The organism is Lacrimispora sp. BS-2 (genome assembly GCF_040207125.1).
GTDB lineage: Bacteria > Bacillota > Clostridia > Lachnospirales > Lachnospiraceae > Lacrimispora.
The window spans coordinates 1,677,912-1,690,580 of the sequence record NZ_CP157940.1 but is presented as its reverse complement, the minus strand read 5'-3'; the positions used below and the strand labels follow the sequence as shown (position 1 = coordinate 1,690,580).

The following is a 12,669-nucleotide window of genomic DNA, read 5'->3' as shown; positions in this document are numbered from 1 at the left end:
GATTGGAAGCGATCAGCCAATTTATTGCAGCGTTGAAATAAAAACAGAAAAGTCCTGTCTGTCGGCGGAGGTCTGAACCCATCCGCCGCCAGACAGGATTCTTTTTTTATCTGTTACATAAGATTATATCTCCATGTTCAGGGTTTTCCCAGACAAGGTACTTCCCTTACGCAGCTCCTGACGTGCAGTCTGTATCAGGGAATCCATTTTTTCAAGTTCCTCTAACAAGAGCTTTTCTTCCTCATTAGTATCTAAGACTTTGCTGATTCCCCCGTTTTTAATGATGATCCGTTTGTCTGCCATAAGCGCCAGAAGAGGGTCGTGAGTTGCCATTAACACGATCTTATCGGAAGAAATCAACAGCTCAAGAGCTTTTTTGCGGTCGATCCCGGCATTTTCGATCTCATCGATGAGAACAATGGGAGAAGAGCTTAAGATAGCGGTATCTGCGATCATCAGGGCTCTGGACTGTCCTCCGCTTAAGCTGGTGACAGGAGTGGTTAAGTCAAATTTTTCTCCCGCCAGATCATTGGCGGCCAGGATAATCTGTTCAATTACAGTCTGGGGGTCCTCTACCAGACGGCTTACGGCGTGCATCCTTAAAAATTCCTCTACCGTAAGGTCCATGACAAAATTCATGTTCTGGGACAGCTGTGCCACCAACCGGTTGTTGGAGGAAAAACGCCATTTATTATCCGGCTTCTTTCCATTGATCAAAATGCTGCGGCCTGTAGGCGTATCCCTTTGCGCCGCCCATTCGATATCCGCCAAAAGGCGGCTTTTGCCGGACCCCGTAGGTCCTACGATAGAAATGATCTGAGAGGTTTCCACCGTAAGCTCTGAAAAGCCTTCCGGATTGCCGGATTTGTCATATCCCGCCAGGATTGTCATGGAAAGGACCCGGTTGCTCTTTTCAAGCCCCAGAAATGCACTCATCTGCTCTAAATAGACAGGAAGATCGGACAGGAGCTTTTCCCTGTCAATGGCCTGGTCCTCCAATTCTTCCTCTGTAAAATGATCTAAAAACTCCCGAAAAGTTTTATCCCCGTATCCGGCAATATCCAGTTTATTTTGTTCAAAGTATGCGTTTACAAAGGGATACTCTTTAAGAAGCTGGTCTAAGCTTAATTCCATCATGTTTTATCTGCCCCCAAATTGATTTTTTTAACGTTTCCCATCTGAAATGCTTCTCCGATCCTTGTTTCTCCAAGACAATAGGAGCAGAGGGCGGAAGGCATGGGAAAGCGAAGCTGCATGCCCTGGACGGATTCGATGTTCTGGTTTTCATCATAAAGAAGGCTTCCCAGCTCATAGGCACCCTGCCCGGTCAGGCCATTTACATGCATGGTGACTGCTCGGGGATTTACGGAGCTTACGCAGGAAGCAAAAACCTCACGCTCCGCCTGGGAGACAATATCCCCCTTTGTAATCACCACAAAATCAGCAGATTTTAACATAGGACCGATTTTTTTCGGGGTATTGATGCCGGAAAGATTGTCAATGACACAGACTCCCTTGATTTCCTTTAAATAAGGAGAACAGCGGTTGCAAAGACCGGCAGATTCAGTAATGAGTAAGTCCAGCTTTTCCTCATTGCCCCAATTTACCACCTCTTCGATATTGGAAGCAAAGAAATGGTCGGGACATAAGGCGCCGGAAAGTCCCTTTTTTACCGGTATACCGGCTTTTTCATAAGCGGCATCGTCATCGGTATAAAGGCAGTCAAATTTGACAACACCCACCTTTATATTCCTGTTCTGATAAGAAGCAATGGTTTTTAAGATCACAGACGTCTTCCCGGAGGAAGGGGGGCCTGATACAATAATCAGATTCATAAAGCCTCCTTTTCTGCTGCCTGATAAAACAGCCGCTCTGTAGTTTTGATCAGCTCTCCAATATCGTGGCTGTGAATATAATCCCAGCCAAGCCACATGAATTTCTGATCAGGTTTTAAGTGGTTGTTTACCAGCGGATTGGTAGAAGGAAATTTTCCGTTAGAGGAGAGGATTTCACCTATTTCTTTGGAATACAGGAAGTCCACAAATGGCTTGACCTTTTCCCTGTTCTTTGATCTTGCCAAAAGGAAAATCGGGCTGATGATCGCCCCATCCTTTGGCCATACGGGACGGAGAGGACTTTTCTCATCTGCCATGCTGGCAAAAAAGTATGGGGAAATCGTAACGGCAGGAACCTTATTTCCTTCCTTTGAAATATGGGATTTTACCATTTGGGCCGGATGCATGCTGCGCAAAAGAGCTTTTCCCATCTTTTCAATGCCCTCATTCCCGTAATACCGGTGGATGTGCAGCAAAAATGCATTGAACATGTCTAAGTCCTTCATAGGCATGCTGACGCTGTTTTCAAATTCCGGCTTCATTAAATCCGCCCAGCTTTCGGGAAAAGGACGGTCTCCTAAAACAGCGGTATTTACCATAATAACCGCCGGAACGATGCCGATGATGGCATATTGGTTCTTTGGGTCCTTTAATGAAATGGCATCATTGTCAAAATCAGGATTTATCTGCTCAATATCTGAAATATCTTCAAATGTACCGGAATCCCGGTAGCGTCCCATAAGGTTTTTATCAAAGAACAAGTCAAAGCCAGCCGAAAGATAGAGATCTGACAAGGCATCTGCATTGCCGTCTGCGGCGATGATCCGTTCCTTTACATCATCCAGTCCAAGGTTGGCGGATTTTAAATTGTAGTCAACCTTATAGTCCATGGAATCTTTTTGGGAAGCCATCCAGGCTTCGAATTTTTCCAGAAGGGGAAGGCGGATGGGGCAGGGGAGTACGCCTTCAATGCGGATATCCCCTCCGCCTTCTTTTCTCGCAGGTGCAAGCCCGGAGGTGAGGTCCGGGAGGTTTTGCTTAATGGTTTCTTCCAGCTTTTCCATGAAAAGCTCCTGATTGAGCTTTCGCATGGATAAAGCCATTTCCAGAGTGACCGTCTTTCCAAGAGTGCTGCGCATGACTGGATTTTTTAATTGCTCAAAACCATTTGTAACAAACAGTCCGATTGTCTCGGGGTATTTTTCAGTGATATCGTAAATGGTGTCGGTAGCTTTTATATAATGTGCCATGTTTTGTCCTTTCTATATGTGATAAAGTCTGGGTTATTCGATATATATATCATAGCATGTGATTTCCTATTTGGTTGTTGTAATTACAACGTATAAGGAATTGTAATTGATAATATTTATTAGATTCAGTAAAATTATGCCTGTTTTTCTTGAAAGGTTAAAAAATTTATCTGTATTTCCACAGGTTTTGGGGCCGGAATGCAGGAATTTATAATGGATGCAGCTTCCAAAATGCTGTTTTTCCAATTAAATATAGAAGGTACTGTAAAGAGCGTTTTTTATAGTGCTGATAAAAAATCAAAAATTTATGGAATGAAAAGGGACTGATGCAATTAAGATGAATTAAATGGTTTAAGTATAGTACAAGGAGAAAGCATATGATTGTTTCATGGATGACAACAAACCAGTGTAATCTTAAATGCAGGCATTGTTACCAGGATGCCGGCAGTAAAAAGGCGGATGAATTAACAACGGAGGAAGCCAAAAAGCTGATCGATGAAATCGCCGGGACCGGTTTTCGCATTATGATATTCAGCGGAGGGGAGCCGCTGATGCGCCCGGACATTTATACCCTGGTATCCTATGCGGCCGGTGCGGGCCTTCGGCCTGTTTTTGGTACCAATGGAATGCTGATTACTGAGGAGGCGGCCAAAAGGCTGAAAAAATGCGGAGCAGCAGTTATGGGAATCAGCCTTGACAGCCTGGATGAACAAAAGCATAACAGGTTCAGGGGAGATGAGAATGCATACCGGCTGACCTTAGAAGGGATCGGGAATTGTAAAAAAGCCGGCTTGCCCTTTCAGATACATACGACGATCATGGATTGGAATCAGGAAGAAGTGGAAGATATCATTGATTTCAGCGTGAAATCAGGTGCGGTAGCCAATTACCTGTTTTTTCTGATTCCCGTTGGCAGGGGGAGATATCTGGAAGAAACTTCGCTGAAAGTTATGGAGTACGAAAGACTTCTTAAGACCATTATGAAGAAGCAGAAGGAGGTTCCCATTGATATAAAGCCTACCTGCGCCCCTCAATTTACCAGAGTGGCAAAGGAGTTGGAGGTGGATACCCGCTTTACCAGAGGCTGTCTCGCCGGGCTTTCCTACTGCGTGGTAAGCCCTGTAGGAAAGGTCCGCCCCTGTGCCTATATGATCGAGGAAGCAGGAGATGTCCGCAAAGAACCCTTTGATGAGATATGGAAAAACAGCAGCCTGTTTAAAACCCTGCGCACCCGGGATTACAAGGGGACATGCCGTGACTGCATATACGGGAAAGAGTGCGGAGGCTGCCGCGCTCGGGCAGGATATTATAATGACGGTGATTATATGTCGGAAGACAGCTATTGCGCTTACGGAAAACAATTATGCAAGGGAGGTTTCTTGATAAATTGAAGAAAATAACCATGGTGTATGCAGTGATGCTTTTTGTGATAGTAAATATGCTTGCCGGATGCGGCGGCAGGACTGGGAAACCGGTTGATGAGATACCGGAGGGGTATTGCTTTACCGATGCCCTGGGCCAGGAGGTGGCGGTCAGGAATCCGGAGCATGTGGTGGCTTTAATGGGGAGCTTTGCAGAAGTCTGGCAGGCAGCCGGAGGCAGGCTTTCCGGTGTTACGGACGATGCATTTAATGAAAGAGGGATGGAACTTTCAGAGGAAACTGTTTCTGTAGGGAAATATAACAGTCCCAATGTGGAAAAAATCATAGCTTTAAATCCGGAGCTGGTTTTATTGTCATCAGAAACCAAGGAACATACAGCGCTCAAAGAGGTTTTGAAACAGGCAGGTATTACGGCTGCTTATTTTAAAGTGACATATTTTGAAGACTATCTGTCCATGCTTAAAACCTGTACGGAAATAACCGGGAGAAAAGAGATGTATCAGAAAAAAGGTTTGGATATAAAAACAGAGATTGAGGAAATCCTTGCCGGCACAAAGAATCAGGAGCCGCCCTCTGTTTTACTTCTCATAACTTACTCCGGTGGAGCGGTGGCGCAAAATTCCAGGACCATGACAGGAAAAATGTTACATGACCTGGGCTGTAAAAATATAGCCGACGAGAATCAGAGCCTGTTAAAGGAGTTCAGCATGGAAAGCATCATAAAAGAAGATCCGGATTATATTTTTGTGATCCCCATGGGAAATGACGATGCCCTTGCAATGAAAAATTTAGAGGAAAGCATTGAAAAGAATCCGGCATGGAATGGCCTTACTGCCGTCAAAAATAACCGTTACATTCTTCTGCCAAAGGAAAAGTTCCTTTATAAACCCAATGAAAAATGGGGAGAAAGCTATCAATACCTTTCGGAGATTCTTTATGGAAAGAAATAAAAAGGCGGGGCTGCTTATCCTTTTGTCGGCGGCAGGACTTGTGGTTTCAATTTTGCTGGGACTGTGCCTTGGAACCAGCAATATCAGGCCATCTGATCTCATTGCAACCCTGACCGCTGGGGATGCTGATGATTTTTTATACCGGATCCTCCTTACGATCCGCCTGCCGAGAGTTACAGCCGCCCTTCTTGCAGGAAGTGCCCTTTCGGTGTCCGGTGGGATCATTCAGTCCGTGTTAAACAATCCTCTGGCAAGCCCTAATATCATAGGAGTAAATGCAGGGGCAGGATTTTTTGTTCTGCTGGCATCTGCATTTCTGCCGCCAGACCCGCTTTTCCTGCCTTTATCGGCATTTTTCGGTGCACTCCTTGCCTGTATGCTGGTTCTTGCCATTACCATGACCGGCAGATTGTCAAGAGTCCTTCTGGTTTTAACAGGCTTTGCGGTTAACAGTATTTTCAGCGCGGGAATGAATACGGTTATGATTTTATACCCGGATGCTTACGTAGGTGCGGGAAATTTTCTGGTAGGAGGACTATCCTCTGTTACTTCAAATGTTCTTGTTTATCCCTCGGTTTTTATTATTGCAGGCTTTATTCTGGCGATGCTCTGTTCCAAGGGTCTTAACATTTTAAATCTTGGCGGGGACAGCGCAAAAGCCCTGGGCATGAATGTAAATGCCTGCCGGTGCATCTACCTGGCCATTGCAGCCATCCTTGCAGGCGCGGCCGTCAGCTTTGCCGGTATGATCGGCTTTGCAGGCCTGCTGGTTCCCCATGGGGTAAAATTAATGATCGGCAAGGACAACCGGTTCGTCCTCCCTGCCAGCGCCCTGACAGGAGGGATGTTCGTTATTTTATGTGATTTGCTGGCAAGGACCTTATTTCTGCCTTATGAGCTGCCGGTGGGTATTTTGATGTCCTTTATGGGAGGACCGTTTTTTCTTTATCTGATTCTTAAAAACAGGCGGAAGGAATGATGGAAATTATGATCAGGCTTGAGGATGTGACTTATTCTTATAACAGGCAGCCGCTGATCCGTGATATGGACTTAAATTTTGAAAAAGGAAAGATAACCACCATCGTCGGACCCAATGGATGCGGAAAGAGCACCGTGTTAAAACTTTCTTCCCGGCTTTTGCAGCCTGATAAGGGAAAGGTGTTTTTAGAGAATAAAGAGATCGGCGGCATGAAACGGAAGGAGTTTGCCAGGAACGTATCCGTGCTGCTTCAAAGCAGCCACATCCCGGATATGGCAGTGGAAGATGCGGTGATGTCAGGAAGATATCCTCATCAGTCTCCGGTCAGTTTTTCTTCTGCAGAGGATAAGCGGCTGGCGGAATATGCCATGAAAATGACCTGCTGCCAGTCGCTTCGAAACAAAAACATGCGCCAGCTTTCTGGGGGAGAGCGCCAGCGCGTTTTTCTCGCCATGGTGCTGGCTCAGGATACTCCGGTCATTTTTCTGGATGAACCCACAACCTATCTTGATATTCATGTTTCCTACGAAATTATGGAGCTTATCAGCAGCTTAAACAGGAAGCTTGGAAAGACCATTGTTCTGGTTTTACATGATCTCAATCTGGCTCTTAATTATTCAGACCGGCTGGCTGTGATGGAAAAGGGAAAGGTGGTCGCTTATGAGGAAGCCTTCGACCGCAGGGTTCATAGCTGTATCAGTGATATCTTTAAGGTAGATATCCGGCGGCTGACGGAAAAGGGGAAGTCTTATTATTATTCCTTTAAATTTTAAAAGGCGTCAGCCGCTTATATGGAGAATCCTATTTGCTTTTGAAAAAATTCCGTATAATAACTTATACCGGAGAAATTTATATCAATCGCTTTTAAAAGGTCAGACGTATATCCAGTGACCACCTGTTTCAGACAGAAATGATCTGCAGGTATATCTTTACCTGCTTTTTTTGCTATGTTATACTAGAGATAACTGGAGTAAGAGAAGCGTGGACTGATGTTGGAGGCTTATATTGTTACAGGAAGGTAAAGCATGAAAAAGAGAATTGCGGTTATTGCATTAGACCCGTTTGCGGGAAAAGCATATGCCGGACAGGTTCGGTCGGTATTTGGGGAACGAGTTGTTGTACGAAACTATAGCATGATGGATGGAACGGCCGCTAATATGGAACCCAGCGATTTATATATGGGTTCAACGGATGCTTTTGATGCCATGGGGGATCCGGACCGGTATATTCCGGCTGATGCACAACGGATGGAAATTCAGGTTACGTATTTCAAGGAAGCAGTGCGCCGTTTGGAAGAGATTCCAAAGGGAACGAAAGTTATTTTCGTTAATATCACCGAGGTAATGGCAAGAGAAGCAGTGACACAGCTGGAACAGCTTGGGATTACCCATTTAAAGTTTATACTCTATGCACCGGGAAGCAAGCTGACTGATATGGCAGAGATTGCCGTTACTCCGGATGAAGAGCGTTATGTGCCAGGTGGAATTCCCACAATTATAAATCTGGGACAGAGAACCTGCTCTGCGGATACCATGATTGAAGCCGCTTTCAGGCTGGGGTTTGACGATTTGCTGGAAGAAGCTGAGTTTAAACAGTATCAGGAGTCGGTATGTACCAATACCTATTATTTTGATCAGATGTTTAACCGTTCCAGAAGATTGGAAAGCCAGTTTGATATTCTTATGGAAGTACTTGATCAGGGCGTAATCGCGGTAAATGAACATGGAGAAATATATGCAATCAACAAAAATGCTGTGGATATCACCTGTGTTCCTGAAAATCGCAGTCTTTTAACCATGGGGGAAAAAGTATTTCCCTATATACCATTCCGGAAATGCTTAGAGGAGAAAAAGGAGACAAATCCCCAGGTTGTGAGAGTTGCAGGCAATCTGGTAAGCCTTTACGTGCGTCCGGTCTTAAGGCGGGAGACCTGCGTTGGTGCATTTGCCATTTTACAAAAGTTTAATGACATGGAGCGCCGTCAAAATGAGCTGCGGGTTCAATTGATGAAAAAGGGCCAGGGGCATAGGGCCAAATATTGTTTTGATGATGTAATTGGAGAGTCAGAGCCCATATTAAAGACTAAATTTATTTTAAATAAAATGGCTTGCACAGAATCTCCGGTCTTGTTAATCGGGGAAACAGGAACCGGCAAGGAGCTGTTTGCACATTCGGTTCATAATGCATCAAAGCGCAGGGATCAGCCCTTTGTGGCAATCAATTGTGCAGCCATGCCGGAGAATTTATTGGAGAGTGAGCTGTTTGGTTATGAAGAAGGTGCCTTTACCGGTGCGAAAAAAGGAGGACGTCCGGGTTTGTTTGAATTCGCTCATCAGGGAACTCTGTTCTTAGACGAAGTGGAGGGCATGAGTCCGGCGCTGCAGGTAAAGCTGCTGCGTGTTTTGCAGGAACGTGAAATCATGCGGGTCGGCGGAAATCAAATCATTCATGTTGATGTGCGGATTGTTGCCGCAACCAATGAAGAACTTGAGGAAAAAGTAGCGGAAGGCACGTTCCGTCAGGATCTTTATTACAGACTCAATGCTTTGCCGGTGTTAATCCCGCCGCTTCGAAAGAGAGAGGAAGATGTATTCTTAATTCTGGAAAGTTTTCGAAAGGAACTTGGGGGAAAATTCCGGTTAAGTGATGATATCAAGGAGTTGTTCCGTAAATACCAGTGGCCGGGGAATATACGGGAATTGCGTAATGTGGTGGATTATTTGTGTTTCACTGGTCATACCGTAATAACAATTGATGATTTGCCTCCGGTTTTTCGAATAAGCAAATACAGAGAAGAGACGAATGGAATAAAAGATACTGAAAGGAATATCCATGCCGCAGATAAGCCGCCTCAGTACCAAAGCACATCCCACATGCCAACCGAACAGGAGCGGGTGATTCTGGAGATTCTTTACGATGCAGAACGTACAGGACAATCCATTGGACGGGATAAAATTCTGTTGGAGGCACAGAAGCGCAGGATAAGGTTAACTCAGCCTCAGGTGCGTAAAATATTAGGCAGATTAGAGGAAAAGGGCTACGTAATTGTCTCAAGAGGCAGAGGAGGAAGCAGCATTACCAAAAAAGGAGTCGATTGGATAATGAATTAATTGGCTAAGATAATCCGGTACACAACCATATAGTAATTGATTAACAAACCATTTACGACCTATTTATAACCAGTTGACAACCAAAAAGAAAAGTTTTTCCTTTCACGTCAAAATTCTACAAGATATAACAAAAGGATAAACGTAGAAAAGGCAGCATTTGCAGGCTTTTTCTACGTTTTTATTTATATTTTTTCTTGTTGATAAAAAGTTGGCACGTGTATTGCTCTATATAAAAGTATAAAACTGAAAGGAGCTATATATGAAGTACAATTTTGACATCGTAGTTGACCGAAGCAATAACCGCGCAGGAAAATACGATGAAAGGCAGAAAAAGTTTGGCACCACGGATGTGATTCCGCTTTGGATCGCAGATATGGATTTCCAGACTGCACAGCCAATCATTAATGCATGCGTGGAAAAAGCAATGGAAGGGATATGGGGATATACATGCCGGCCTGACTCCTATTTTGATGCCATACTTGGCTGGCAGTACCGCAGGCATGGCTGGAAGATTGACAAGGAAAAAGTAAGCTGGAGCCTGGGAGTTGTACCGGCACTGTCTTCCATTGTCAAGGTGTTTACCAAGGAAGGGGACTCCATTATGATTCAGACTCCTGTGTATTCTGAATTCTATGATGTTACAGAAGCATGGGAAAGAAAGGTGGTTGAAAACCAGCTGGTTGAAGAGGAAGGAAAATGGACGGTTGATTTTGCGGATTTTGAGGAGAAAGCAAAAGATCCGAAGGTAAAAATCTTTCTTTTATGCAATCCTCATAATCCTCTTGGAATTGTCTGGACAAAAGAGCAGCTTCAGAAGATGTTTGAAATCTGTTATGCCAATGATGTGCTGATGGTTTCTGATGAAATACATTCTGATCTGGTGTTTCATGGCAAAAAACATACTCCAACAGCTATGATATCAGAAAAGGCAAAGGATCATGTCATAAGCTGCATTTCAGGTACCAAGACATTTAATCTTGCAGGATTACAGGCATCAACCACTGTTTTTCCCAGCCTGGAAATGAAGGCTGCTTTTGATAAGTTCTGGATGAATTTAGACATTCACAGGAATAATGCATTTAGCTCAGTTGCTATGGAAGCGGCATTTAATGAAGGGGAAGAGTGGTTAGAGCAGTTGCTTCCATATATTTCTGAAAACTTTGATTTTATCAGGGAGTATTGTGAGAAGTACATTCCAAAAATCAAACCCAATGTACCGGATGCTACTTATCTGGTATGGCTGGATTGCCGGGAATTGGGAATGAATAATGAAAGATTAAGAAAATTTATGATTGAAGAAGCAAAGCTGGGATTAAATGAAGGCTATACCTTTGGCCGCAGTCTTTCCGGTTATATGAGACTCAATGCAGCATGTCCGCGAAGCGTGCTTGCAAAAGCCATGAAACAGCTGGAGGATGCAGTAAATAGTCTGTGAGATAAATACTTATAAAAGTCACTTAAATTCAAAATTTTGGGGTGAAAAGGAGAAGTGTACTTATGAATAAAAAAGATGTCTGGAAAAGCTATCGGTTCCCTATCCTGTTGGTATTGGGTATCCTGATCGGATCAGGTTTTGGCTTGATTGCAGGAGAGAAGGCTAAAATTGTTAAGCCGCTTGGCGATATTTTCCTTAACTTAATGTTCACAATCGTTGTGCCAATGGTCATGGTTTCTATCTCCAGTGCTGTCGGAAGCATGGTAAATATGAAACGTCTTGGAAGTATTTTAGTAAATCTTATTGTTGTTTTTATCGGAACCGGTGCTGTCGCAGCTGTACTTGTCCTGTTTGCAGTGAATATTTTCCCGCCTGCAGCAAGTACCTCAATTGCTATGGGTCCGGCGGAAGTTGGAGAAGCGGCTGCTGTTGGTGACATGATTGTGGGAGCTCTTACTGTTTCTGATTTTCCCGATCTTTTAAGCCGCCAGAACATGCTTCCATTGATTATTTTTTCTGTCATGCTCGGATTCTGTGTCAGTGCATGCGGCGGTGACGAAAGCCCTGTTGGTAAAATGCTTATAAACCTAAATGATGTTATCATGAAAATGGTTAATTTAATCATGAAGTTTGCCCCCATTGGTCTGGGTGCATATTTTGCCAACTTAATAGGTGAGTTCGGACCAAGCCTGATTGGTGATTACGGCCGTTCCATGATCTTGTATTATCCGCTCTGTTTGATTTATGTGGTAATATTCTTTCCATTGTATTCCTACATGGCAGGTGGAAAAGAAGCGGTCCGCCGTATGATGAAATTTGTTCCTACTCCTGCACTGACGGCTTTTGCAACTCAAAGCTCAATGGCTGCTCTGCCGGTAAATCTGGATGCCTGCGACAAAATGGGAGTTCCAAAAGATATTAGGGAAATTGTACTTCCAATGGGAGCAACCATGCATATGGATGGTTCGGTATTATCTTCGATTGTTAAAATTGCATTTTTATTTGGAGTGTTTCATCAGCCCTTTACAGGCATTGGAACTTATGCCATGTCAATTGTTGTAGCTATTTTGTCTGCATTTGTATTATCCGGAGCACCGGGCGGCGGCCTGGTAGGTGAAATGCTGATTGTCAGTCTTTTTGGATTTCCGCCAGAGGCATTTCCTTTAATCGCAACCTTAGGTTTTCTGTTTGACCCTGCAGCTACCTGCTTAAATTCTTCTGGTGATGCGATTGCTTCCATGATGGTGGCCAGAATGGTTGAAGGGAAAGAATGGATCAATAATCACTTAAAAGGCAACAACAAAGAATCAGCTGAAAAAACAGATATCACTGCTTAAGAGGAAGGAAGAATAACTATGAAAATAACAATTATTGGAAGCCACTTATGTCCAGACACACTGTATGCACTGCATAAGCTGATTGATAAGAAAGCCAGCGTGGATTTCAAAAATTTATCAGCAGATTTAAAGGATTTAAAAGCATATCTTGCTGCCCGTGAAACAGAACCAGCATATGAAGCGGTTAAAAGAAACGGTGGGATTGGAATTCCATTTTTTATACTTGAAGACGGAACCAAGACCTTAGATCTGGATGAGGTATTAGGAAAGTTATAATATCCATAAGGAGTGCGCAGGTTCTGAATTAAAAAAGCGGGGATATATAAGAACATTAGATTTCATAATCTGATGCTGCCAATAATCCTCCACAAATCCCCGCTTTTTTAAATGA

Annotated in this window: 11 protein-coding genes; 8 read left to right on the top strand and 3 right to left on the bottom strand. The window is 43.9% G+C overall.

Going from position 1 to position 12,669, the window contains the following annotated elements; translation table 11 throughout:
- Nucleotides 1-123: 123 nt before the first annotated feature.
- The 3 genes from ABFV83_RS08000 to ABFV83_RS07990 are packed head-to-tail and all read right to left on the bottom strand — an operon-like array spanning nucleotide 124 to nucleotide 3,085.
- Nucleotides 124-1,137 carry an ATP-binding cassette domain-containing protein gene (locus ABFV83_RS08000; protein ID WP_349948358.1) on the bottom strand — a complete coding sequence of 338 codons (1,014 nt, stop codon included), beginning with the start codon at nucleotides 1,135-1,137 and terminating at the stop codon, nucleotides 124-126.
- On the bottom strand, nucleotides 1,134-1,835 hold the full coding sequence (locus ABFV83_RS07995; RefSeq protein WP_349948357.1) for a GTP-binding protein: 702 nt from the start codon (nucleotides 1,833-1,835) through the stop codon (nucleotides 1,134-1,136). The genes ABFV83_RS08000 and ABFV83_RS07995 overlap by 4 nt, the downstream gene beginning before the upstream one ends.
- Nucleotides 1,832-3,085 carry an ABC transporter substrate-binding protein gene (locus tag ABFV83_RS07990; RefSeq protein WP_349948356.1) on the bottom strand — a complete coding sequence of 418 codons (1,254 nt, stop codon included), beginning with the start codon at nucleotides 3,083-3,085 and terminating at the stop codon, nucleotides 1,832-1,834. Before ABFV83_RS07990 ends, ABFV83_RS07995 begins: the two co-directional genes overlap by 4 nt.
- A gap of 377 nt (nucleotides 3,086-3,462) precedes the next feature.
- Between ABFV83_RS07990 and nirJ2 the strand changes: the two genes are divergently transcribed.
- The 8 genes from nirJ2 to ABFV83_RS07950 all read left to right on the top strand — a co-directional run bounded on the left by nirJ2 (nucleotide 3,463) and on the right by ABFV83_RS07950 (nucleotide 12,554).
- Nucleotides 3,463-4,476, top strand: coding sequence for a putative heme d1 biosynthesis radical SAM protein NirJ2 (gene nirJ2, locus ABFV83_RS07985; RefSeq protein ID WP_349948355.1), 1,014 nt, complete (start codon nucleotides 3,463-3,465; stop codon nucleotides 4,474-4,476).
- The gene (locus tag ABFV83_RS07980) at nucleotides 4,473-5,417 is read left to right on the top strand and encodes an ABC transporter substrate-binding protein (RefSeq protein ID WP_349948354.1); all 945 of its coding nucleotides are present in this window, start codon (nucleotides 4,473-4,475) and stop codon (nucleotides 5,415-5,417) included. Before nirJ2 ends, ABFV83_RS07980 begins: the two co-directional genes overlap by 4 nt.
- Nucleotides 5,404-6,396, top strand: a complete 993-nt coding sequence (locus tag ABFV83_RS07975; RefSeq protein ID WP_349948353.1) for an iron ABC transporter permease — start codon at nucleotides 5,404-5,406, stop codon at nucleotides 6,394-6,396. Before ABFV83_RS07980 ends, ABFV83_RS07975 begins: the two co-directional genes overlap by 14 nt.
- Nucleotides 6,393-7,169: an ABC transporter ATP-binding protein gene (locus ABFV83_RS07970; protein ID WP_349948352.1), complete on the top strand. Its 777-nt coding sequence runs from the start codon at nucleotides 6,393-6,395 to the stop codon at nucleotides 7,167-7,169. The genes ABFV83_RS07975 and ABFV83_RS07970 overlap by 4 nt, the downstream gene beginning before the upstream one ends.
- 252 nt (nucleotides 7,170-7,421) lie before the next feature.
- Complete coding sequence (locus tag ABFV83_RS07965) at nucleotides 7,422-9,506, top strand: sigma 54-interacting transcriptional regulator (protein WP_349948351.1); 2,085 nt, start codon at nucleotides 7,422-7,424, stop codon at nucleotides 9,504-9,506.
- A gap of 259 nt (nucleotides 9,507-9,765) precedes the next feature.
- A complete protein-coding gene (locus ABFV83_RS07960; RefSeq protein WP_349948350.1) occupies nucleotides 9,766-10,941 on the top strand; it encodes a MalY/PatB family protein in 1,176 nt (391 codons plus the stop codon).
- Between the two features lie 62 nt (nucleotides 10,942-11,003).
- Entirely contained in the window at nucleotides 11,004-12,278 is a 1,275-nt protein-coding gene (locus tag ABFV83_RS07955; protein WP_349948349.1) for a dicarboxylate/amino acid:cation symporter, read from the top strand.
- Nucleotides 12,279-12,296: 18 nt separating this feature from the next.
- Nucleotides 12,297-12,554, top strand: a complete 258-nt coding sequence (locus ABFV83_RS07950; RefSeq protein WP_054741057.1) for a hypothetical protein — start codon at nucleotides 12,297-12,299, stop codon at nucleotides 12,552-12,554.
- Nucleotides 12,555-12,669 lie beyond the last annotated feature (115 nt).

Coding starts and splice junctions, on each gene's coding strand:
- ABFV83_RS07950 (WP_054741057.1), top strand. CDS start 12,297: ATGAAAATAACAATTATTGGAAGCCACTTATGTCCAGACACACTGTAT.
- ABFV83_RS07970 (WP_349948352.1), top strand. CDS start 6,393: ATGATGGAAATTATGATCAGGCTTGAGGATGTGACTTATTCTTATAAC.
- nirJ2 (WP_349948355.1), top strand. CDS start 3,463: ATGATTGTTTCATGGATGACAACAAACCAGTGTAATCTTAAATGCAGG.
- ABFV83_RS07960 (WP_349948350.1), top strand. CDS start 9,766: ATGAAGTACAATTTTGACATCGTAGTTGACCGAAGCAATAACCGCGCA.
- ABFV83_RS07965 (WP_349948351.1), top strand. CDS start 7,422: ATGAAAAAGAGAATTGCGGTTATTGCATTAGACCCGTTTGCGGGAAAA.
- ABFV83_RS07995 (WP_349948357.1), bottom strand. CDS start 1,835: ATGAATCTGATTATTGTATCAGGCCCCCCTTCCTCCGGGAAGACGTCT.
- ABFV83_RS08000 (WP_349948358.1), bottom strand. CDS start 1,137: ATGATGGAATTAAGCTTAGACCAGCTTCTTAAAGAGTATCCCTTTGTA.
- ABFV83_RS07990 (WP_349948356.1), bottom strand. CDS start 3,085: ATGGCACATTATATAAAAGCTACCGACACCATTTACGATATCACTGAA.
- ABFV83_RS07975 (WP_349948353.1), top strand. CDS start 5,404: ATGGAAAGAAATAAAAAGGCGGGGCTGCTTATCCTTTTGTCGGCGGCA.
- ABFV83_RS07955 (WP_349948349.1), top strand. CDS start 11,004: ATGAATAAAAAAGATGTCTGGAAAAGCTATCGGTTCCCTATCCTGTTG.